Annotated in this window: 20 protein-coding genes and 1 pseudogene; 5 read left to right on the forward strand and 16 right to left on the reverse strand. The window is 41.5% G+C overall.

Translation table 11 applies throughout. From position 1 onward, the window contains the following. Positions 1-12 precede the first annotated feature (12 nt). A complete protein-coding gene (locus ACSSVW_RS19250) occupies positions 13-1,101 on the forward strand; it encodes a hypothetical protein (RefSeq protein ID WP_454179957.1) in 1,089 nt (362 codons plus the stop codon). Between the two features lie 483 nt (positions 1,102-1,584). Here the strand turns inward: ACSSVW_RS19250 and trpS are convergent, their stop codons facing one another. The 3 genes from trpS to rpe are packed head-to-tail and all read right to left on the reverse strand — an operon-like array spanning position 1,585 to position 3,986. Then, positions 1,585-2,589 (reverse strand): tryptophan--tRNA ligase, encoded by a 1,005-nt coding sequence (gene trpS / locus ACSSVW_RS19255; RefSeq protein WP_036973183.1) that lies wholly within the window; start codon positions 2,587-2,589, stop codon positions 1,585-1,587. 48 nt (positions 2,590-2,637) lie between these two features. Then, entirely contained in the window at positions 2,638-3,303 is a 666-nt protein-coding gene (locus ACSSVW_RS19260) for an HAD-IA family hydrolase (RefSeq protein ID WP_454179959.1), read from the reverse strand. Beyond that, positions 3,300-3,986, reverse strand: coding sequence for a ribulose-phosphate 3-epimerase (rpe, locus tag ACSSVW_RS19265; protein WP_036973185.1), 687 nt, complete (start codon positions 3,984-3,986; stop codon positions 3,300-3,302). The genes ACSSVW_RS19260 and rpe overlap by 4 nt, the downstream gene beginning before the upstream one ends. Before the next feature lie 327 nt (positions 3,987-4,313). Here rpe and ACSSVW_RS19270 point away from each other — a divergent pair, with 327 nt between their 5' ends. Beyond that, positions 4,314-4,610, forward strand: a complete 297-nt coding sequence (locus ACSSVW_RS19270; RefSeq protein ID WP_036973186.1) for a hypothetical protein — start codon at positions 4,314-4,316, stop codon at positions 4,608-4,610. A gap of 5 nt (positions 4,611-4,615) precedes the next feature. Next, positions 4,616-4,801, forward strand: coding sequence for a DUF2970 domain-containing protein (locus tag ACSSVW_RS19275; protein WP_036973187.1), 186 nt, complete (start codon positions 4,616-4,618; stop codon positions 4,799-4,801). Here ACSSVW_RS19275 and ACSSVW_RS19280 read toward each other — a convergent pair. The 9 genes and pseudogenes from ACSSVW_RS19280 to ACSSVW_RS19320 form a co-directional block, all read right to left on the reverse strand. Then, complete coding sequence (locus ACSSVW_RS19280) at positions 4,773-5,615, reverse strand: Dam family site-specific DNA-(adenine-N6)-methyltransferase (protein WP_036973188.1); 843 nt, start codon at positions 5,613-5,615, stop codon at positions 4,773-4,775. The two genes, ACSSVW_RS19275 and ACSSVW_RS19280, sit on opposite strands and share 29 nt — an antisense overlap. A 53-nt stretch (positions 5,616-5,668) precedes the next feature. Further along, positions 5,669-7,063, reverse strand: a complete 1,395-nt coding sequence (locus tag ACSSVW_RS19285) for an AAA family ATPase (protein ID WP_454179962.1) — start codon at positions 7,061-7,063, stop codon at positions 5,669-5,671. Continuing rightward, the gene (aroB, locus tag ACSSVW_RS19290) at positions 7,063-8,133 is read right to left on the reverse strand and encodes a 3-dehydroquinate synthase (RefSeq protein WP_036973191.1); all 1,071 of its coding nucleotides are present in this window, start codon (positions 8,131-8,133) and stop codon (positions 7,063-7,065) included. The genes ACSSVW_RS19285 and aroB overlap by 1 nt, the downstream gene beginning before the upstream one ends. Before the next feature lie 27 nt (positions 8,134-8,160). Further along, entirely contained in the window at positions 8,161-8,679 is a 519-nt protein-coding gene (aroK, locus tag ACSSVW_RS19295) for a shikimate kinase AroK (protein ID WP_036973192.1), read from the reverse strand. A gap of 179 nt (positions 8,680-8,858) precedes the next feature. Beyond that, positions 8,859-10,940, reverse strand: coding sequence for a type IV pilus secretin PilQ (locus ACSSVW_RS19300; protein ID WP_036973193.1), 2,082 nt, complete (start codon positions 10,938-10,940; stop codon positions 8,859-8,861). Continuing rightward, the gene (locus tag ACSSVW_RS19305) at positions 10,927-11,463 is read right to left on the reverse strand and encodes a pilus assembly protein PilP (protein ID WP_454179964.1); all 537 of its coding nucleotides are present in this window, start codon (positions 11,461-11,463) and stop codon (positions 10,927-10,929) included. The genes ACSSVW_RS19300 and ACSSVW_RS19305 overlap by 14 nt, the downstream gene beginning before the upstream one ends. Next, positions 11,460-12,065, reverse strand: coding sequence for a type IV pilus inner membrane component PilO (gene pilO / locus ACSSVW_RS19310; RefSeq protein WP_036973195.1), 606 nt, complete (start codon positions 12,063-12,065; stop codon positions 11,460-11,462). Before pilO ends, ACSSVW_RS19305 begins: the two co-directional genes overlap by 4 nt. Next, positions 12,055-12,601 (reverse strand): annotated as a pseudogene (locus tag ACSSVW_RS19315) (PilN domain-containing protein). The gene pilO and the pseudogene ACSSVW_RS19315 overlap by 11 nt, the downstream one beginning before the upstream one ends. Beyond that, positions 12,589-13,668 carry a pilus assembly protein PilM gene (locus ACSSVW_RS19320; protein ID WP_304634799.1) on the reverse strand — a complete coding sequence of 360 codons (1,080 nt, stop codon included), beginning with the start codon at positions 13,666-13,668 and terminating at the stop codon, positions 12,589-12,591. The pseudogene ACSSVW_RS19315 and the gene ACSSVW_RS19320 overlap by 13 nt, the downstream one beginning before the upstream one ends. A 132-nt stretch (positions 13,669-13,800) precedes the next feature. On the opposite strand from ACSSVW_RS19320, the gene ACSSVW_RS19325 reads away from it, so the two are divergent. Further along, entirely contained in the window at positions 13,801-16,311 is a 2,511-nt protein-coding gene (locus tag ACSSVW_RS19325; RefSeq protein ID WP_454179965.1) for a penicillin-binding protein 1A, read from the forward strand. An 85-nt stretch (positions 16,312-16,396) separates the two neighbouring features. Here ACSSVW_RS19325 and metL read toward each other — a convergent pair whose 3' ends face one another. Next, positions 16,397-18,742: a bifunctional aspartate kinase/homoserine dehydrogenase II gene (metL, locus tag ACSSVW_RS19330; RefSeq protein WP_304634795.1), complete on the reverse strand. Its 2,346-nt coding sequence runs from the start codon at positions 18,740-18,742 to the stop codon at positions 16,397-16,399. A gap of 4 nt (positions 18,743-18,746) precedes the next feature. Then, entirely contained in the window at positions 18,747-20,012 is a 1,266-nt protein-coding gene (metB, locus tag ACSSVW_RS19335; RefSeq protein ID WP_036973200.1) for a cystathionine gamma-synthase, read from the reverse strand. A 223-nt stretch (positions 20,013-20,235) separates the two neighbouring features. Between metB and metJ the strand changes: the two genes are divergently transcribed. After that, on the forward strand, positions 20,236-20,556 hold the full coding sequence (gene metJ, locus ACSSVW_RS19340) for a met regulon transcriptional regulator MetJ (protein WP_036973203.1): 321 nt from the start codon (positions 20,236-20,238) through the stop codon (positions 20,554-20,556). 122 nt (positions 20,557-20,678) lie between these two features. On the opposite strand, the gene ACSSVW_RS19345 is transcribed toward metJ, so the two are convergent. Next, positions 20,679-21,920 (reverse strand): malic enzyme-like NAD(P)-binding protein, encoded by a 1,242-nt coding sequence (locus tag ACSSVW_RS19345; protein ID WP_065978294.1) that lies wholly within the window; start codon positions 21,918-21,920, stop codon positions 20,679-20,681. 524 nt (positions 21,921-22,444) lie between these two features. Beyond that, positions 22,445-22,660, reverse strand: coding sequence for a 50S ribosomal protein L31 (gene rpmE, locus ACSSVW_RS19350; RefSeq protein ID WP_036973208.1), 216 nt, complete (start codon positions 22,658-22,660; stop codon positions 22,445-22,447). Positions 22,661-22,877 lie beyond the last annotated feature (217 nt).

Consider the following 22,877-nt stretch of genomic DNA (forward strand, 5'->3'; position numbering starts at 1 on the left):
AAAGGACGTTGGGTGCGTAGGTATTTAAAAATAGCGAAGTGGCGCGCTAATAAACAGTTTCAACAACAGCAGCGCAGCTGGCAACCTCATAAAACAAGGTTGGTTGAACGTATACAAGCCATTTGGTTTAACTTAAGTACCGCACAAAAGCTCTACCTTTTAGCATTAAGCAGCCTGATTGTTCTGCAATCAGGCTGGCTCAGTGCCACCATCACTATCATTGCCCTCGTTATTGAATTTTGGCCTAAGTTTAATCAGCTGTGGCACTCTTTAGCGGGCAAAGCACTCATCTTAATTTTCTATGCCAGTATCGCGAACTTTGTATTAGCTGGGGCCAGTGGCATTGTTAATGACGTTACCCATGTGTCGGCCAACCACTTTAACTATACCCATAACTTTGCCACCTTACTGTATTTACCCCCTTGGGCAATGGGGATCACATTAGGTACCCTGCTGTTGTTTCAACTTTTTTTACCCTTCTATATTTTCATTTTATTATTAATAAAACCGTTTGGCTCAGAGCGGATAAAATTTATTAGTCAAAGTTATTCACCATTATTAACGGCTATAGTGCGCTTTATATTAGCGTCAGTGGTCTTTATTAATCTGACTTCGTTCATTAATGACAAGCCACCTGAAGAGGTGCTTGATAATATTCTTACAAGCTTTGTTGATGGCCAAGCGATAGCAAAAGAGTCACCCACTGAGCAACAAAAAGCCGTTGAAGAACTCAGTGAAAAAATAGAACAACACCTTCCAAAGAGCAGCGCAGAAACGCCCCCATCTAAGCGCAATGTTGAGATAGACAGTGAGGGTGAGAGTGATGGTGAGAGTGATGGTGAGAGTGAAACAGTTGAAAACTTACGTCAATTTTTAAATACCAAGGGCTACTTTGAGCGCAGCAAACGTCTCATTGCCATGTTTGCTTTTAGCTTTGAGGCTGATAGTTACTCTCGTTGCTTAAAAGATGAGAAGAGTAAAGCTGTGGAATTGAATGATTATGAGATTGTTCAAATTACCCCCGATCACAATGCGCCGTATGGCTATCGCTTTTCGGTGATCGCTTGTGATTCGCCTGGCGTTACGCCCGTTAAAAAATAGCGGCTCAAACACGCTACTCACTTAGCTTACTGCGTTTTTTGAAACCAATGGAAGAAAGCGCAGTAAAAGCAAAGCCTACTAAAGCAATAAAAAATACTAAAAAGCACTGATTAAAAGCTTATTTCCTTTCATAAGGTTTAAATATAACCCATTGATAAATAAAAGGTATAAATTAAAAAAACCTTATCAAACAAATTGCTCATATCTTGATAAGCGACATCCCCCCTCTAAGGCCGTTATTGTAGCGCTATCAACAGGTCACCAACCTTTATGCCTGAAGATATACCCAACCAGCTTTGATGAAAATTGAGTCATATTTTAAATGTGATGAGGAACGTAGAATGGAAAAAACAGATAAATATGCTGTGTCACTCATTTGCCTATTTAGCGTCTTAATGGCATTGAGTTTCTGTTAGACGCTTAGATATAAAAATACCGCTTATAAGCGGTATTTTTATATCTTTAAAAGCCGTTGCTATATGACTACGGGCGAGGAATAAAACCCACCGCGTCGTACACTGCTTTTAATGTTTTTTCAGCACGAATACTCGCTTTCTCAGCGCCAGACTTCATGATGCTATTAAGTAACGCTTGATCATCACGAATTTCATGAAAACGCGCTTGGATAGGCTCAATCATGCTAACCACGGCTGCTGCTGTATCCTTTTTCAGGTGACCATACATTTTATCTTCGTACTCAGGCACTAAGTCTTCGATTGAGCGTTTAGTGGCAACTGATAACAAGGTAAGTAAATTAGATACGCCTGGCTTTTCTTCACGGTCGAAGTAAATACGTGCTTGCTCGTCTGAATCAGTAACGGCTTTTTTCAGTTTCTTTTCAATCTTCTTCGGTTCATCTAACAACATGATGTAGCCGTTTGGATTTTCATCTGACTTAGACATTTTCTTTAGTGGGTCTTGCAAGCTCATTACACGTGCACCAAATTCAGGAATGTATGGCTCAGGAAGCTTAAATACGTCTCCGTACAGGTTATTAAAACGCGTCGCAATATCACGAGTAAGCTCTAAATGCTGCTTTTGGTCTTCGCCTACTGGCACTTGATCAGCTTGATACAACAAAATATCAGCGGCTTGTAATACAGGGTATGAAAATAAGCCCACGTTTACGTTATTAGCATGCTTTGATGACTTGTCTTTAAATTGCGTCATACGGTTAAGCTCACCCATTTGCGCATAGCAGTTTAACACCCAACTAAGCTGAGCATGCTCTGGCACTTGAGATTGAACAAATAACGCAGATTTTTCAGGGTCGATACCACACGCCGCATACAATGCAATACCATCTAAAACACGTGAGCGCAGCTGCTCAGGATCTTGACGTACAGTAATGGCATGTAAATCAACCAGCATAAAGAAACTTTCGTGGTCTTCCTGTAGCTTAAGCCACTGGTTAATAGCGCCAACATAGTTGCCTATTGTCATACCACCGGTTGGCTGAATGCCACTTAACACTACTGGTTTACTCATGATGTTCCTTTATTTTACTAAACTAATAAGACTAAATTTAAAATGCACTTACCTTTGCGTAAGAACAGGTATTATATCTAAGAAATTATCACAGAGGTACTCTGGATTGAAATCAGCAAGGTTTTCACCTTGGTTATAACCATAACCGAGCGCGATAACATCAACATTAGCGGCTTTAGCTGCTAATACATCGCTTTTAGAGTCACCGATCATAATGGCTTTTTCTGGGCTTACATTAAGTTGTGTGCAAGCAAATTGTAACGGTTCAGCTGATGGTTTTTTTGTCATATCATCGCCGCAAACAATAAACTGAAAATGATGAGTAAGTGCCAACTTATCAAGTAGTTTTTCAGTAAAGCGGCGTGCTTTGTTGGTTATGATGACTTTGGGTATGCTTGCCAGCGCTGCAAGACCTGTCTCAACGTGCTGATAAAGCGCGCTATAATCACCAACAACCTCATCATAATGCTGATAAAAAAGAGTGATAGCTCGCTGTGCCAACGCATCATCTAAATGCTCGCTTATTTGCATATCACCGCTCAAGCCTCGCTTAACAAGCGTTTCTATGCCATTACCAACCCAACTTTCCACTAATTTTTGTGTGACCACCGGAAACGCTAAATCTGTTAGCGTTAAATTCATGGCAATATACAAATCATAAACACTGTCGACTAATGTGCCGTCGAGGTCAAAAAAGGCAGCATCGTATCTCATGAATTAACGTTTCCTAGCTCTGCACGCATTTTATCGATCACCTCTTTGTAATCAGGTTGGTTGAAAATAGCAGAACCGGCAACAAACATATCGGCTCCTGCCTCAGCGATTTCTGCAATGTTATCCACATTAACACCGCCATCCACTTCAAGGCGAATATTTCGACCTGATTGTTCAATAATTTTACGCGCTTGACGTAACTTGTCTAAGGTATGTGGAATAAAGCTTTGACCGCCAAAACCGGGATTTACCGACATCAATAAGATCACATCAACTTTGTCGAGTACATGCTCAAGGTAGCTCAGGCTGGTTGCAGGATTAAACACCAATCCCGCTTGGCAACCACAATCTTTAATTAGCTGTAAGGTGCGGTCAATATGTTCACTGGCTTCTGGGTGAAAACTAATAATTGATGCCCCAGCTTCAGCAAAATCAGGAATTAAGCGGTCAACCGGCTTCACCATTAAATGCACATCTATCGGTGCGGTAACACCGTAGTCACGTAATGCTTTGCAAATCATGGGGCCAAAGGTCAGGTTTGGCACATAGTGGTTATCCATTACATCAAAATGTACAACATCAGCACCACTGGTTAAGACGCGATCGACATCTTCGCCTAAACGCGCAAAGTCGGCCGATAAAATAGACGGGGCAATTAAATACTTTTGTAATGTTTCCAGCATGAGAGATCCCTTAAAATTTGCTACAGCAATGAAAGTGCGCTTAATGTAACCCAATCGTTAGCTGATTTAAACACCGGCACGAAAGCGCAGCGCCCGACAAAATAATAGAGTCAGTCTTTTAGACTATTGAATCTAGGTAAAAAGAACGAACCCATTGCGTATAACCTCTTTTTTAATAACAACTAAAAACAAACAAAAATTAAACATTTCATTTACTTCAAGCTGCTAATTTTACTAAAAAATCATCTAATTCAGCATTAATTAAGTTTGTTATTTGAACAACTTTTATGTATGCTTGTCTAAATAACACAAACAAAGGTTATTACAATGCGTGCTTTTAAAACTGGGATCTTAATCGCGTCCGCACTTTCAGTTACTGCTTTTGTATCACTTTCTTCAAATGATGAAGATACATTTCTAGCAGCCACATCAGACTGTCAATGCAATACGATTACTGTATCGTCTTCGACTAATCAATGTATTCAAACTAATAAAGAAACGGGTTGGTTTTCGTGGATAACGGGCGATAGCCGTAGTGCTCAATTTCATTACTTAGATTTACTTGAACTGTTAACTAGTAGCGAAGAATCAAAGAAAGTTAGCGGTTTAGGCTCGACGTTCTAAATCGCATGAAAAAATTCTTTAGTGCATTACAAAGTGTCGTTGCGGCATTTTTTGGTGTTCAATCAGAAGACAAACGTCAAGCTGATTTCAAAGAGCATTCACTCAGCTCCCTCGCTGTGATTGCCCTCATCTTATTTATTCTTTTCGTCGCTGCTATCTATTTCACCGTGTCTTTGGTGCTAAGTACATAGCCATTAACTCATTGACTTTATTGCGTGAACCGCCTTTAGGGCTGATTGTTCGCTTAACTTGAATTTCGTCTAATGATGCTTGGCTGTATATTTTACGCGTCCAGACCGTATCATGATTCGAGATAAGCACTGGTGTATTGTTTTCAAAAGCAGCTTGCTCGGCTAAATTTGCTAGGTTTGCTTGATCATCTAAGTTAAACCCCCCTTTAGCATATGACGTAAAAGACGCGGTTTTACTGAGCGGTACATACGGTGGGTCACAGTACACAACAGCGTTTTCAGGAATAAGCTTAAAGACTTCGTCATAGCCTAGGCAGGTAAACGTAGCTTGCTGTGCTTTCTCAGCAAAAAAGCTCATTTCTTTTTCAGGGAAATAGGGACGTTTATATTTTCCAAAGGGGACGTTAAAAATCCCCTTCAAGTTATAACGGCATAGACCATTATAACCATGACGATTCATGTATAAGAATAAAATAGCACGCTCATACACATCGCTACTTTGATTAAACTGCACACGATATTCATAGTAAGCTTCTGGGTGGTTGTTTAATTCAACAAACAACTTTTTAGCGTCGCTAATAAACTCATCTGGCGAGCGCTTTAACTCAGTGTATAAATTGATGAGATCTGCATTGATATCATTCAAAATATAATGCTTAAAATCAGTATTTAAAAACACTGAACCCGCACCAACAAAAGGCTCAACTAAGGTGTCTGCATTCATACTCGCTTGTTTTAAACGGGCGTGAATGTCCTCAACTAGGCTGTATTTTCCGCCTGCCCATTTAAGGAAGGCCCTGGTCTTTTGCTGCATCTGCTCTTAACTTCAATTCAGTGTTGCGCGATTTTACACTAATCAGTTTTAATTTACTGATCTAGTGAAGCGATTTCTTGTTTAATTTTACTTATTTTTTTATAAAAAGGCTGATTTTTACGCACATTTTCAGAAAGTGATAAGGCTGCTTTCTTAGCATCACTTAAGGTCGAAAAACTGCCATAAGTGACAATCCACCATGGCTTGCCACTGCGCATGCTTTTATAAGTATTCACTTGCCCTTGTAAGGTATTTTCAGCGATAAATTTCTCGCTGATCTGTGGGTTCGTGACAGCCAATAGCTGAATAACAAAATTATTGTCTGGCTGTGCTAAATACCAAGCATTACCGCTAAGTCGTGGCGGTTTGTCATTCACAGGCTCTTCTATGAATGAATCAATGTTATCAGTATTTTTCGCATCAGATGTAAGCGCAGCGGCAATTTCATCACTGCTTGGCTTTTCTATTGGCTGTGATGGTTGCTCAATCGTTTTATCTGGCGCGAGGCTATCAACAATTGCAGCAACATTATTTTCATGCTTTTCATTGGGTTGCTTAATAACCTCTGCGGTTTCAACTGTTGGCGATGGCAGCTCAGGTGCTCGTTCTGGTTCTGGCTGCTCAACGGCTTTAAGCTCGATGTCTCTTTGCGAGTTAACAACAGCGTCAGTAGAAAGTGCAGTTTCCACCGGTAAAGCGGTATCTTGTTGATAATGCGCTTTCCACCACTGAGTCATATCAGCTTTGTATAAAAAGCCAATAATCAACAGCATGGTCGTTAACAACAATAAAATGATATACAGCAGCTTATAACTTTTTTCTGGCGCACGAATATCAGCAGTTTGTAGCTCAGGTTGCCATGCAAGTAGCAACGCAGGATTGCCCTGTGCTTCTTGTAAAAAAGTACGAAATACAGGGTCTTCCTCAACAGGTAAGTTATCAAAGAACCAGCGCATTAGCTGCTTACTTTCACTTATGTTCAATGCTTCAAGATGAATTTCAACCGCTTGCGTAAACTGCCCCGATGATTGTGAGGCAAGCAAAATATATAAAGTTGTTGGGCTTTGTTTTGCTAACGTTTCTAACTGTTGGATCATTTCATCTGATAAATGACGGCCGCCATCAATCACCCACAAACAATTACCGCAGGGTTGTTGTTTATAAAGCTGATAAAAGTTTTCAGATAAACTGAGGGTATGATCAATCAGTGGGTTACGAAAGTTTTGTTCGAGTAGCTCAGTGATGAACTGTTGATCAGTCATCTTGCCAGAAAGTTGTACAAATGCTTTGTTGAACTCAAGATATTTGTCGGTAATAAACGTTTCCAACAAATAACTTTTTCCTAATCCTGATGCACCTAATAAGCATATTAGGTTCTGCCCATATTCGAATTGGAGGGCAATACGATCAACTAGCGCTGCACGGCTAGGCAATATTTGTGATTGCATTAGCGCGCTATTAAATCACAGACCTGCTGATCGGTTACATCACTGACCAGCGCACATTGACCAAATTGTGTAGGAAGAATAAAGCGAATGGTGCCTTTTTTATTTTTCTTATCTTTGCGCATATGAATCAGAAACTGCTCACTGGTCATCTCGCTTGGAATATCCACAGGTAGATCATACTGTGATATTAACTGCACAATACGCTCAACCTCAGATGCTGATAAGTCGCCTCGCGTGTGTGCCAGTCGGGCTGCAAGCACCATACCTGCCGCCACGGCTTCTCCATGCAACCAATTACCGTAACCCATTTGTGCTTCAATAGCATGACCAAAAGTATGGCCCAGGTTTAGGAGTGCACGTAAACCGGCTTCTTTTTCATCTTCTGCAACAATAAGTGCTTTGATTTCGCAGCAACGATAAATCACATGCTGAAGCGTTTGCTCGTCAAGTGACTTTAGCTTTGCGATATTTTGCTCAAGATAAGCAAATAGCTCTGTATCGTAGATTAAGCCGTACTTGATTACTTCTGCCATACCGGCTGCAAACTCGCGCTCTGGCAGAGTATGCAATGATTTGGTATCAATAAACACAGCTTGCGGTTGGTAAAAAGCACCAATCATGTTTTTACCCAGCGGATGGTTAACCGCTGTTTTACCGCCTACAGATGAATCTACTTGCGACAACAATGTCGTCGGTATTTGAATAAACGGCACACCACGCTGATAACACGCAGCAACAAAGCCCGTTAAATCACCTACAACCCCCCCGCCTAATGCAATTAAGCAGGTATCACGACCACAGTTATGCTCAAGTAAAAACGCTGAAATCTTTTCAAACCAATCCAGTGATTTAAATTGCTCACCATCAGGAATAACAAAAGATAACGGATTAAGATCAGCCAACGACGTCATTACATCATCTAAATACAAAGGTGCAATGGTGTCGTTGGTGATAATGATAGGTCGACAATCGCCAATGTGCTCGCGGAGTCGACCTGTCTGTTGAAGTGCAGATTGACCAATATAAATAGGATAACTTCGCTCGTCCAAATTAACAGTTAATTCAAGCATCGCTAATTTCCTTTTTATTATTGGTTTTTAAAAATCTAATTTCTCAATGATTTGATTAGCAACAACTTTAGCGCTTTGCTCATCAGTGCGGACAACAAAATCAGCCACTTCTTTGTATAACGGTTCGCGTTCTTCAGCTAAGCGCTCTAATACATCGCGCGGTGCTTCTTCTGTTTGCAATAATGGGCGACGCTTGTCGCGCTGTGTGCGTGCAACCTGCTTTTCGATCGGTGTCTCTAGGTATACAACAATACCTCGAGCAGAAAGCTTATTACGAACTTCTTTACTGATCACAGAACCACCACCAGTAGCAAGGACAATGCCTTGCATCTCAGTTAAGTCTGAAATAACAGTTTCTTCACGAAGTCGGAAGCCCTCTTCACCCTCAAGATCGAATACCCAAGCAATATCTGCTCCTGTACGACGCTCGATCTCTTGATCTGAATCGAAAAATTCAAGGTGTAATTGGTCAGCAATGTGACGACCAATTGTGCTTTTGCCAGCCCCCATAGGGCCCACTAGAAATATATTACGTTTCTCAGCCATATCTTTTTAGTACAAACGAACTCTAAAATTTGAAATAAAACCCCGCCTAACGACCTGGCCCCAAAATTAAGGAGGGGATTATCTCAGTAATTGATTGGTCATTTCAAGTCAATTAGCGTAAAAAGCCTCATAACGAGCAATTAAACCTGCGAATTGCTCGTTGCTTAAGAAAAAAACACTTAATCTATCTGAATTTTTGGTGTTACGAAGATTAGCAACTCTCTTTTTTCATTAAATTCACTCGTACTTCTAAACAGCACACCTAAATATGGAATGTCACCTAGTAGAGGTACTTTCTTTGTTGAGTTCACAATTTGTTGTTGAAAAATACCACCGAGTACGACGGTTTGGCCATTTTCAACCAACACTTGTGTTTGAATCTGTTGCGTATCAATAGCGACTGCAGGGCCCGTTGGAGTCTGTACCGTATCGCCTCGTGTATCTTGAGTGATAATAAGGTCAAGAATCACCTTATTGTCTGGCGTGATATGCGGTGTCACTTCAAGGCTTAATACCGCCTTTTTAAAACTCACCGTTGTTGCACCACTTGAAGCAGCCTCTACATAGGGAATTTCAGTACCTTGCTCAATACGGGCTTTTTGCTGGTTTGCTGTGGTAATACGTGGGCTGGCAATGATTTCACCTTTATTTTCTTCTTCAAGCGCAGTCAGCTCGAGATCAATTAAAGTGCCATTGGCAAGTTTCGCAACATGCATACCAATGCTCCCTGCTGGGTTTGAGATTGGTAAGTTAACATTTAGACGATCAGCGACGTTCGGGATCAAACCATTTGAAATCGTTTCAGCACCTTCAAGTGTTCCCGCTAAGCCATCAGTGCCTTGCTGGTCACTAAAGCCCCAACGCACACCTAAGTCTTCTTGTACGTTATCACGAACCGTCACCATACGAGACTCAATAACAACTTGTCGCACCGCAATATCAAGCGTATCAACCATACGGCGAACACTCTCTATGCTCTTAGCGGTGTCTTTAATTAATAGTGTATTGGTTCGCTTATCAACCGACACGCTGCCACGTGCAGAAATGATGCTGTTAGTGTCGGTCTTTAATAAATCGGCGAACTCTTCCGCTTTCGCGTAGTTCAGACGAATATATTCACTGTATAAAGGCTCTAGGTCTTCAACTTGCTGTTTTGCTTTTAACTCTTTCGCTTCACGAGCAGCCAATTCTTCAGACGGTGCCACCATTAAAATGGTGCCATCCATGCGTTTGTCTAAGCCTTTCACTTTTAACACCACGTCGAGTGCTTGATCCCATGGCACTCCTTCTAGGCGTAATGTGATGTTACCTGACACTGAGTCGCTGGTGACAAGGTTAAACTCGTTATAGCCTGCGATAATTTGCAGCACAGCACGGACCGGAATATCTTGAAAGTTTAAGGTCATTGGGCGACCTTGGTATTCAATACCGCCATCAAGGTATGCGCGTTGTGAGTCATCTTTTTCGACGGTCAAAGTAAAGATATTTTCGATCTGCTGATGCGTAAATTTAAATGCGGCATTAGGTTCAACTACAATGCGCGTCAAATTATCTTCTTTAAACGTTTCTATCGTGCTAACAACAGTGCCAAAATCAAGAACATCTAATTGATATAATAAATCGTCTAAAATGTCTGTATGGTGAAACTCTGCAACAATTTTACCACCGCTTTCATGTACATCGATTGCCGCTTGCGTATCTTGTAAAAACACAAGTAAGCGCGCTTCGCCTTTATCACCGCGACGAAAATCAATTGATTGCACCGTATTAATGTAATTATTTTTTGCTGATAGCGGATCAGCCGACTCATCAGTGGTGATTGGGTTGTCTGATACGTGTAAAGTAACGATGTTATCTTTCGCAGTCGTTTTATAAATTTTTAAACGCTCTAAAGAAACGGTTACTTTCAAGCCTTGTGATGTCATTGTGCTGCTGACATGTTTAATACCCGCCTGATTTATTTCAACATCGCGGACATTGTTATCTACACCGACATCGCTAAATAACATCTCAATGCGTGCAGGCGAATTGTACACTTGCACTTTTGGCTCAAAGGTAAGGGCCTCATCAAACACTAACTGTAATTGCGTTTCGCCTTTCATCAAGGGGTTATAACGCACATCATAGAGAAGAGGAGCAGCAATCGCTGTCTGCGTCATTAAGAGTGCCAATGCCGCCAACATAAATTTGTGCATGTGTACTAACCAAGCCATTCCTTTATGCATCTTATTTTTACCTTTCATACGATTAACTTGCACCATTTGTATCTGCCTCTAACATTTCTAGTTTTGTCAGACGCTCTTTCCAACAACCAGACCCATCAGGAATTAATTCTAATAATTGTATATAATTGTCGTGCACTTCTTTTATTTCACCATGATACAAACCTAGATAATTGCCTTCTGTGACACGATATAGCGTGTCGTCAGCGGCTTTGATCAATGCCCAGGTTCTCCCTTTACTACCGATAGTGCCTTTCATTGACAAATTATCGAGCGGGTATTTTTCAAGTGGTTGACGAACACGATCAGGATCTGGGTGTAAACAGTTTTTAACTTGAACCAAGTTATTTTGAATTATTTCTGGTTTTGGAGCGACAAACGGACTACGTAACTCACCTGCACTGTATTCAAAATATTGAAACTTTGCCATTTGAGGAATAGGCTCAACCTCAGGGGTCGTGCTCGCTTTTACCTGATCAATAAACTCTTTTTGTTCTGAAGTATCATCATTACAGGCGCTGAGAAGCAAGCTCATAACAATAATTAACGGGAGCTTTCTCATTTCTTAGGCCCCCCTTCATAACGGTAGGTTTTTGCCACAACGCTAAAGGTTAATTCATTCTCGTTCGACGTTTGAATGGTAAAATCATGCAAACTCACAATACGTGGTAACTGTGCCACTTTGCCAACAAAGTCACCAAACTCATGATAGGTCCCTATTACCTCAATTTTAATGGGTAATTCGGTGTAAAACTCTTTTTTAATTTCCGGCAACCAGCCAATCTTCAAAAAGGTTAAGCCGCTCGTTGTCCCCACATACGATAAGTCGTCAAGGAGCCCCGGTGTTTCATTCGACGTTGGTAAGCGTTTTAAAAGCTGTGAAAACTTTTCTTCCATGTCGACCATTTGTTGACGATATAACTCTAGTTTACTGGCTAAAGCGTATTTTTGTTTGTACGTATTGCGCAGTTCGGTTTCTTTTGCAACCGCGGCGTGATAGCTGGTTATTTCGTCTGACACTAACAAGCTATAGCTGAAATACAACACGATTGCCGCAACAAACGCACAACACAGTGCTTTTACAGCGATGGGCCAATCGCCCATGTTTTCGAGTTCTATTTCATTCCAATCTATTTCAGTTAACGATTTGATATCAAGGCTCATTAGGTGCTTCTCCTATTTTATCAAACGGTTTAACGTAAAAATCCATATTAAAATCACTCAATAGCCTAGATGTTTGTTCACCTGCAACAATGCCTTGCATTACGGGTCGTTCTAACAAATAAGAGCTTTGCACTTGTCGTAACATCGTCGATAAGCGATTGTTAGATTCAATTTTGGCGCTCAAGCTTGGTAAGATAGACACCCGCTGGCACTATTTTTGCCACTTCATCCATAATCTGCGTACCAAGGTTACGACTACTTTGTAGCTCTTCTATTAAACGCATGCGTTGTTGAAGGCTTTCTTTTTTCTTATCAAGATCATTAATCTCGCGGATACGCTGATTAAGCAAGGCAATTTCTGTATTTAAGAAATCATTTTTTATATTTTGCCCTTCGCGTAAACCGCTATAAAAAGAGCTTAATATATACATACTTAAGAAACTGATAACCACAACTGCAAAAAGTACTGTCACAAATTTATTCTGTGATTCTTTGCGTTGTTGTTCGCGCCAAGGCAGTAGGTTTATATGTGGCATGATGAAAAGCTCCTTAACGCCAACCCAGTAGCTATCGCAAACTGCGTTCGGTGACGCTGCAGTACATTGCGATCAACTCTTGGAGAAATCTCAATGTTTGCGAAAGGATCAGCAACCACAGTATGAATTCCTAATTCTTCAATGAGTAAGCGATCTAACCCTTCAATCATCGCCGTGCCACCGGTTAAAACGATATAGTCAACATGCTCTTTGCCACTTGTGGTTAAGAACATTTGCACCGCACGTCTTACTTGCTGTAGCAACGATGTTTGGAAAGGTGCCAATACTTCAAAGGTGTAATTAGGTGGCAAATCACCGGTTGTTTTGCCGATTTCAGCTTCATCAAAACTTTTGTTGTAGTAAGCAACAATGCTATTTGTATATTGATCACCACCGAACACTTGGTCACGGGTATAAATAGTTTCACCCGCTTGTACCACGCTCACTAACATCAGCACGGCACCAATATCAACCACAGCAACACACTTATTGTACGCATCGCTTGGCAACTGCTGGTAGTACACATCCATCGTTCGACTAAGTGCATAACTTTCTACATCGACCACTTTAGCTTTTAAATTAGCGGTTTCTAAAGCACCAACGCGTGCCTCAACACTTTCTGTACGGGCAGCTGAGAGCAATACATTAACCTTGCTCGGATCGGCCTCATTAATGGCGAGTTTTTCAAAGTCTATATTCACTTCATCAAGTGGGTACGGTATGAGGCTATCTGCCTCAATTGCAATTTGCGACTCTAATTCAGCATCAGTTAATGATACATCCATGAAAATCACTTTGGTGATCACGGTTTGACCAGACACGGCTACTGCCGCAGCCTGAACAGATTTAGGTATTTTCCTTTTTAATTTAGCGATAACATTGCCAATCGCTTCAATGTCTTGAATTGTACGCTCAGACATTGCTCCCTTTGGCATTGGCTCTATAGCTAACGCCTCAAGTCGCAAACCTGTGTCTGTCTCCTGCAACAACACTGCTTTAATGCAGTGCGATCCAATGTCGATCCCTACCATCATAGATGAAGGCTTTTTAAATAGCTGACTTAGCATGTTTGCAACTTGGCCTTTGTTTTAATAATAAACAAGTTATAATTTTTATCTGAAAAAATATTATTCATTTTTTAATCAATATATACTAGCAGTCTCCGATTCTAATTGGGAGTCCATTTAGGGAAAATATAAGTGATTTTATTAAAACGAACTTTACAATTTATTATCATCTGCTCATTTTTAGGACTAATCACTTTAGTCGGTCTATACTATTACGTTAAACCTGATATTCCTAGCGTTCAGGTACTGAAAGACGTTCAATTACAGACACCTATGCAAGTATTTTCTAGAGATGGTTTATTGATTAACCAATTCGGTGAAAAACGCCGCATTCCGGTCACAATCGATGAAATTCCCCAGCCTTTAATCGATGCTATTTTAGCAACTGAAGATAATCGATTTTATGAACATATTGGTATCGACCCTATCGGTATCATCCGCTCAGCCATTGTACTCATATCTACAGGAGAAAAGAAACAAGGCGCAAGTACTATAACAATGCAACTTGCCCGTAACTTCTTCTTAACTCGTGAAAAAGCATACATCCGTAAAGTGAAAGAGATCTTCATTGCTTTGCACATAGAAAGCATATTAAGCAAAGATGAAATTCTCGAATTATATTTAAATAAAATTGAATTAGGTAACCGCGCATTCGGTATAGGTGCTGCTGCACAAGTGTATTACGGTAAAGAACTGAATGAGCTTACACTGCCTCAAATGGCGATGATTGCAGGTCTCCCCAAAGCGCCTTCGGCTTTAAACCCCATTCGTAACCCTGCACGCGCAAAAAGTCGACGAAATGTTGTTCTTGGCCGTATGTTAACCGAAAAATATATTACCCAGAGTGAATACGAAGAAGCCATTAACGCACCAATTACCGCTAAATTTCATGGGGCAGAAATTGAAGTCTATGCACCGTATATCTCCGAAATGGTACGTGCAGAAATGGTGGCCCGTTACGGCCACGAACGTGCATACAACACAGGTTTTAAAGTGTACACCAGTGTTGAGTCTAATATTCAACAAGCAGCCCAAGATGCGCTCGTCGACAATCTACATGCCTACGATATGCGCCATGGATACCGAGGCGCCACCGCACAGCTTTGGGATAGCAATACGGATAGTCCGCTTAGCGAAGACGCTATTTTAGATAAACTAAAAGACGTGAAAGAGTTTGGTCCTTTACGTGCGGGCGTAGTCACTCATGTTGCTGAGCAATCTGCGCAGGTATTACTAAAAAATGGCGAGCATATAACCCTTGAGTGGGATGGCCTAAAATGGGCACGTAAATACATTACCCGTTATCGCCAAGGTTTTGCACCGAAAACGGCCACCGAAATTCTCAATGCTGGCGAACAAATTTGGCTGCGTAAGAATTCAGATGACAGTTATATTTTAAGCCAAGTACCCGAAGCATCAAGCGCCTTAGTATCACTTGACCCTCAAGATGGTCGCATAAAAGCCATTGTGGGAGGGTATAGTTTTGAGCAAAGCCAATATAATCGTGCAGTACAAGCTAAGCGCCAAGTAGGTTCGAATATTAAACCATTTATTTACTCAGCGGCGTTAGAAAATGGCTATACCTTAGCCTCAATCTTAAATGATGCCCCCATTAATCAATGGGACAAGAGCCAAGGTGTTGCATGGCGTCCTAAAAATAGCCCAGCAGTCTACAATGGCCCTATTCGTATTCGTCGTGCTTTAGCACAATCTAAAAACGTTATTTCAGTTCGGTTATTACGCGGTGTTGGTTTAGAGCGCACAGCAGATCATTTATTAAAGTTTGGCTTTTTGAATAGCGACATTAACCGCAGTGAGTCGCTGGCATTAGGGAGTGCCTCTATTACGCCTCTTGAGCTTGCACGCGGCATGAGTGCCTTTGCAAATGGAGGGCACTTAATTACGCCTTATTACATCTCTGAAATTCAAGATTCTGCTGGAACAACTTTATATAAAGCCACACCAGAGCTTGCCTGTGATACCCCAGAGCAAAAGGTCACGCCCGATTTTGCAACACTTGATGATAGCCAACTGGTGGCCACAGAATTAGAACACAATGCTCAGCCTCGCTGCGCGCCTCGTATCATCTCAAAACAAAATGCTTTCTTAATTTCGCAAGCAATGCACAGCGCAATTTGGGGTGGCGGAAGCTGGGCACATAAAACAGGTTGGAGTGGTACTGGCTGGCGTGCACAAGCGCTTGATCGCCGTGATCTAGCAGGTAAAACCGGAACCACGAATGACTCTGTTGATACATGGTTTAGTGGTTTTAATCGCAATGTACTGACCTCTGTGTGGGTTGGCTTTGATAACCCAGGCAACCCACTGGGTCGTTCAACCTACAACAGTAACCTTGATAAGTCACAAATATCAGGGGCTGAATCAGGCGCAAAAACGGCTCAACCAGCTTGGGTTGATTTTATGCGAGTTGCTTTAGATGGTATGCCTGAGGCACCGATTGAGTTTCCAGAAGGCTTAGTGTCTGTGCGCATTGATTTAGCAACAGGGTTACTGAGCCATAAAAATGATTACACTAGTCGCTTTGAGTACTTTATTAAAGGCACCGCTCCGACGAAGTATGTCCTTGAGCAACCGACTAATGTGTTTGAAGAGTCACTTTCTACAGAGGAAGAGCTGTTCTAAACAGTCTTTAACACCTTTATTAGACTAATAAAAAAGCGCCCATTGGGCGCTTTTTGCTTAGCTATTTAAACTAAGATCAGCAAAATTATTTTAAGTTATTCACTAACCAGTAAAGGTCTGAATGAACTCCCGCAGCAGTCACTTCTTTTCCTGCACCAGGGCCTTGAATGACCAGCGCGTTGTCTGTGTACCACTGCGAATTAATCACAAAAATATTATCACCCGGCTTTAAGCTGGCTAATACATCATCGTGTGCAACATTCACTAAGCCAACGGCTGCTTTCGCTTTACCATCAACGAGCGTAATTGCACCGGTGTAGCGAACAACTTTATTTTCGGCCTGTGCAATGGCAGCCTTTTCTTCGATGAATGCATCAAGCAAATGCCTGTTCGCAAGGAAGTCTTGCCAACTTCCTGTTGCCAGTTCTTCAGGCATCAATGGCGTTAATGCAATGTCATCAAGCTCTAAATCCAACCCTAAATCACGGGCTAAAATAAGTAACTTGCGCTGCATATCTCGGCCAGATAAATCTTCACGCGGGTCAGGTTCGGTGTAGCCCATTTGCTGCGCTTGTAGCACAAGTTCAGAAAACGGAACATTACCATCATAGCAACTGCACAACCACGACAGCGTCCCCGAAAAAACCCCTTCTATACGATGAATGCTATCACCACTATTTTGTAAGTCTGCCAACGCAAAGTTAATTGGTAAGCCCGCCCCTACGCTGGTGTTATAACGCCACAACAAATTACGCTCAGCTAAATTAGAGCGCAATGTTTGATACCAATCATTTGCCGCTGTGCCTGCATATTTATTGGCACTAATTAAATGACAATTAAGCTCAACGAGTGCTGGGTATAATTGGCTAAACGCTTCACTGGCAGTGATATCAATCACCACTTTGTGTTCGTAATCAAGTTCGCTAATACGTGTTAGCAGTGTTTCTTTATCGTAGTGTTGGGCTTCACTTTGCCACTGCGCTTGCCACGTTTCTGTGTTCAAGCCACTGGCACTAAATAGCATTTGCTTTGAGCGTAATAATGCCACGACTTTAATCTGGTAATGAGCTGATAACCTAACAAACTGAGCCTGTAACTGTGATAGAAAGACTTCACCAACATTACCCAGCCCAGCCACGATAATAGCCAGTTCTTGACCCTTGTTGACCAATTTATCATGCAACAGGGTCAGTACATCGCTGTCTATAGCTTGATCGTTTAGTAGCAACACATACTGCTGATCTTGTTGTACAAAGCGTGGATGAATACTTTGCTCTTTAAGGAGCGAAATTGCTTGTTCAGCTAACTGGCTCACATCGCTACTTGGTGCCACAACCGCGCAGCCGCTTAAATTAGATTCAACAATATTAGCCCGCCCAGCAAGGTGACTCACCACTTGATGAGTACTGTGCCCTGGTACCAGCAAATAGGTATCACCTTCTTTCACAAAATGATGCAAACTGTGCTGAATTAGCTGACTCAGCTCCCCCACTTCACCTGTGCTTAGCGTATCAACACGCAGTAAATCGATATTATCTAAGGTCGTAATAAAACGCTTCGCCTTGCTATACCCTTCTTTTACAACCTCAGTTGGACTGGCATCACAATCAAAGCTACTTCTTACAACAAGTTTAATGTCGCTGTCTTTAAGCGGTGATAAGGTTTTTGCATGTAAAACAGGGTTACCTAAGCGAGCCAATAAATTAGCTTGCTCTCGGCACACTTTTGCGTATTTAACGGCGTTTTTCACCTTACGAGGGTCTGTACTGAATACACCTTGGGTATCAGTCCAAATAGACACTTGCTTGGCAAAGGTATAGCTTGCTAACAAGGTCGCACTGTAGTCACTGCCATTACGACCCAGTGTTACCGTCTTACCCTGACAATCTGCAGCGATAAAGCCTGTCACCACATTGATCTTTGCTTTACTGATCGCATCGGTGCATTGCTGTTGATTCTTTTGATGCAATAGTTGGCCATCATTTAATGTAAATAACTGCCGTGCATCCACATCCTGTGCTGCCACACCCAGCTGATTTAGATAGCCCGCTAATAAACGCGCAGACCATACTTCTCCATGTGCTAGCAACACGGCTTCTTGTAGTTGCTGTTTTGCAATAAGTGTATTTAATAGCGCCAGCTCATCTTTTAATTGTGCCAATGCCTGCTGCTTGTTTTTTGCTACTAACAGCTGCTCTATTAAGGCGCGCTGATTATTATCAATCAGCAATAAAATATCACTAACCGCTTGGCTATCTTGCTGTTGATAACTTTGCCAAAGTTTTACCAAGGTGTCGGTTGTTTTGCCCGATGCAGACACCACCACACAATCACCTTGCTGCGTATTTGCTAAAACAATATTTGCCACAGCATGATAACGCTCCGCAGAGCTTAAGCTTGAGCCACCAAATTTATGAACAATATTTACCATTTTTCTACCACAATGCCGTATGTGCTGGCGTTAACTTAAAAGTGCTGCTTTGTTGCGTATTGGCTTGCGTGTGCGTTTGCGTCGCGTTGCTCTGAGTGGCTTGCTGCCCCTGACCTGGTTTAACTAAATTGAAAACACGGTCTAAATCGGCAATTAAATCTTTTACATCCTCAATGCCAACAGAGATACGAATTAACGTATCACCCACCCCTGCTTCTAAGCGTGCTTTTGCCTCCATTCCAGCATGAGTCATGGTCGCAGGGTGGCAAATTAAACTCTCAACGCCCCCCAATGATTCGGCTAAGCTAAACTCTTTAAGGCCTGTTAGAAAAGCCGCAGCGTCATTAATGTCGCCTTTAATATCAAAACTCACCATGCCACCAAAACCGCGTTGCTGTGCTTTAGCGAGCGCATGCTGAGGATGAGAAGCGAGACCGGGATAATATACTTGGCTCACAAACGGTGAATCTTCTAAATATTCTGCAATTGCAAACGCATTCTCTTGGTGCTGTTTTAAACGCACATTTAAAGTGCGTAAACCACGCAGAGTAAGATAACTATCAAACGGTGCACCCGTAATACCAATATTGTTTGCCCACCAAGCCAGTTCATCACCCAGCTCTTGCGTTGCTGCAATAACAGCACCGCCAACCACATCAGAGTGACCGTTAATGTATTTAGTCGTTGAATGCACGACTATATCAACACCAAACTCAATCGGGTTTTGCAAGGCCGGCGATAAAAACGTGTTATCAGCCGCAACAAGTGCACCGCATTGTTTAGCAATGGCGGTAATCGCTTTAATATCTGTTAGGCGTAAAATGGGGTTACTGGGTGTTTCAATCCAGATCAGTTTAGGTTTTATCGCTAAGATTTCTTGGTGGTTTTCAGCTTTTGTTAAATCAAGCACTTTTAGTTTCAGTAAACCGCGCTTCTCTAATGAGGTAAATAAACGATAGCTACCGCCGTAACAGTCATGTGGAATAACCAAGGTATCATCGCTATTCAAAAGCTGTGTCGTTAAGTGAACAGCCGCCATGCCTGTCGCAGTAATAATGCCTTTAGCTCCGCCCTCTAGTTCAGCGAGTGTTTCGGCTAAAATATCACGGTTAGGGTTACCACTGCGGCCATAGTCATATTGGCGCTTAGTATCAAAATCAGCGAACGAATAGGTGGTTGATAAGTAAATTGGTGGAACGACTGCACCGTGGTGTTTATCGGCTTCAATGCCATGACGAACAGCAATCGTCGCTTTATTTTTTTCACTCATTTCATCACCTACTTAGAATTGGATGTTTAGACGTCTAAAAGGTTAGATGATCAAATATGAGAAGTCAAAGCATTTATCGCCATTACATAGAAGTTTATACATTTACACGACTAGATGGCTAAATAACTAGTATTTGACTATCTTTTTTAAAGCGATAGAATTTCCGCATCTTGCGCTGTGGATAAGGCGTAAACAACTGACAACCGAGGCAACGAAACAACTTATGGCTAAATGGAACGGTGAATACATTCACCCATATGCAGAACACGGTAAAAAATCAGAGCAAGTAAAAAAAATTACCGTATCAATTCCGCTGAACGTATTAAAAGTATTAACTGATGAGCGCACGCGTCGTCAGATTAATAATCTTCGTCATGCTACTAACAGTGAGCTACTGTGCGAAGCCTTTTTACACGCTTTTACAGGTCAACCATTACCGAATGATGACGACCTTCGTAAAGATAACCCTGAAAAAGTACCTGAAGAAGTAAAAAGAATTATGCAAGAAATGGGGTTAGATATCCCCGTACTTGATTCAGAGTAAATATTTCGGCCATCGGATCGTAGCCGATTTCTCAGACATAAAAAAACTCAGCCTTGGCTGAGTTTTTTATTTGCAGTTAGTAATACCCACCCGCTTAATCAAACGAATAGGTACCTAATTATTTAACGCATGTAGTTTTCTGGCATGTCAATTTGCGCCACACCAGACTCAACAGCTGCTTCTGCAACAGCACGTGCAATACGTGGTAATAAGCGCGGGTCCATTGGTTTTGGAATAATGTACTCAGCACCAAACTCAAGTGAATCAACACCCGACGCCTTAAGCACTTCGTTAGGCACAGGCTCTTTCGCAATACTACGAATAGCATGCACGGCTGCGATTTTCATTTCATCATTGATTGATGTCGCACGCACATCAAGCGCACCGCGGAAAATGAATGGGAAACACAATACATTATTAACCTGATTAGGGTAATCAGAACGCCCTGTTGCCATAATTAAATCATTACGTGCACCGTGTGCAACAGCTGGCGCGATTTCTGGATCAGGGTTTGAACATGCAAAAACCACAGGCTTATCTGCCATCAGTTTTAAATCTTCAGCGGTTAATAAGTTAGGGCCAGATACACCAACAAATACATCAGCATCGGCTATCACATCTTGCAAAGTGCGCTTATCGGTATTGTTAGCAAATAGCAATTTATACTCGTTTAAGTCATCACGACGTGTATGGATCACGCCTTTGCGGTCAAGCATATAAATGTGCTCACGCAATGCGCCACATTTAATAAGTAGTTCCATACATGCAACCGCTGCTGCACCGGCACCTAAACACACGATAATCGCGTCTTCGATATCTTTACCCTGTACTTCAAGCGCATTTAGCATGCCTGCTGCTGTTACGATTGCAGTACCATGTTGGTCATCGTGGAAAACAGGGATGCTACAACGCTCAATCAGTGCTTTTTCAATTTCGAAACACTCTGGTGCTTTAATATCTTCTAGGTTAATACCACCAAACGTATCGGCAATATTTGCAACAGTATTAATGAAGTCTTCTGTCGTGCGGTGTTTTACTTCGATATCTATCGAGTCTAAACCTGCAAACCGTTTAAATAAAAGTGCTTTACCTTCCATCACAGGTTTTGATGCAAGCGGACCTAAATTGCCTAAGCCTAAAATTGCGGTACCGTTTGAAATAACCGCAACCATATTACCTTTACCGGTGTATTTATAGGCATTTGCTGGATCGGCTGCTATCTCACGGACGGGCTCTGCGACACCTGGACTATATGCTAGAGCGAGATCATTAACCGTTTCTGCTGGTTTAGTTAGTTCTACACTAATTTTACCTGGAACGGGGTGAGCGTGGTAATGTAATGCTTGTTCACGAAAATCTGACATAACGCGATAGTATCCTGCAATAAGTTAAAAAGTGAGAGGGCTTGCATCTGTACGATACCTGTAATATATAAAAATTCCAAGTATTATCAGGTCTATCCTGTTATATGCTATATCGCTTAATTTTAAAGGATTTCCCAACAATTTCTGCACATAGTTTTAATTCACAACAGATAAAAATTCATCTATTTGTGGCCATTTAAGCACCTGTTTTTGTATTTTATAGGCACGAACACAGCAAATAACCGAAACTTAGCAAAATGAGCAACTTTAACGAACTTAACAGCATTTATAGGTTAAGTTCATACAAATTGTTACTTTTTACAACTTTTGGAATCATTTATATCATTCAAAATATAGCGAAGGGATCACTATTTGTCTGCATTATTAGCGATATATTGGGCATAACAAGCAGAAATAGTTATGCACATAAAGCGTGTAGGCATGGGATATAAAAAAGAATGGTTCTGAATTACAGGCATAAAAAAAGCACCCAAAGGGTGCTTCTTTCAACTAAACAGCAGATATTACTTCTTGCTGCTAAGTGCACCGAAGCGCTTGTTGAAACGATCAACACGGCCGCCAGTGTCTAAAATCTTTTGCTTACCAGTGTAAAACGGGTGACACTCAGAACATACGTCTAAGTGGATGTCTTTACATAAAGTAGAGCTAGTTTCGAATTTGTTACCACATGAACAAGTTGCAGTGATAGCTTCGTACTTAGGGTGAATACCTTCTTTCATAGGAACCTCTAGTTAAGGCCGCATCGCTCTCCAAACCCGAAGTCTGGCACCATACGTCGTTAATACAATTAATAGGTCGCGTATTTTATAGCTCAAGCAGCCTCTCGACAAGCTTTAAATTCATCTTTAGCTAAAAAAATAAACAAGTCATCAAACGTTCAGTATTTGTTGGTAGGTTTTTAGCACTAATTTTAGTACATTAGCAGCACACGCTATT

The sequence above is a fragment of the Pseudoalteromonas sp. MBR-15 genome, from assembly GCF_053628915.1.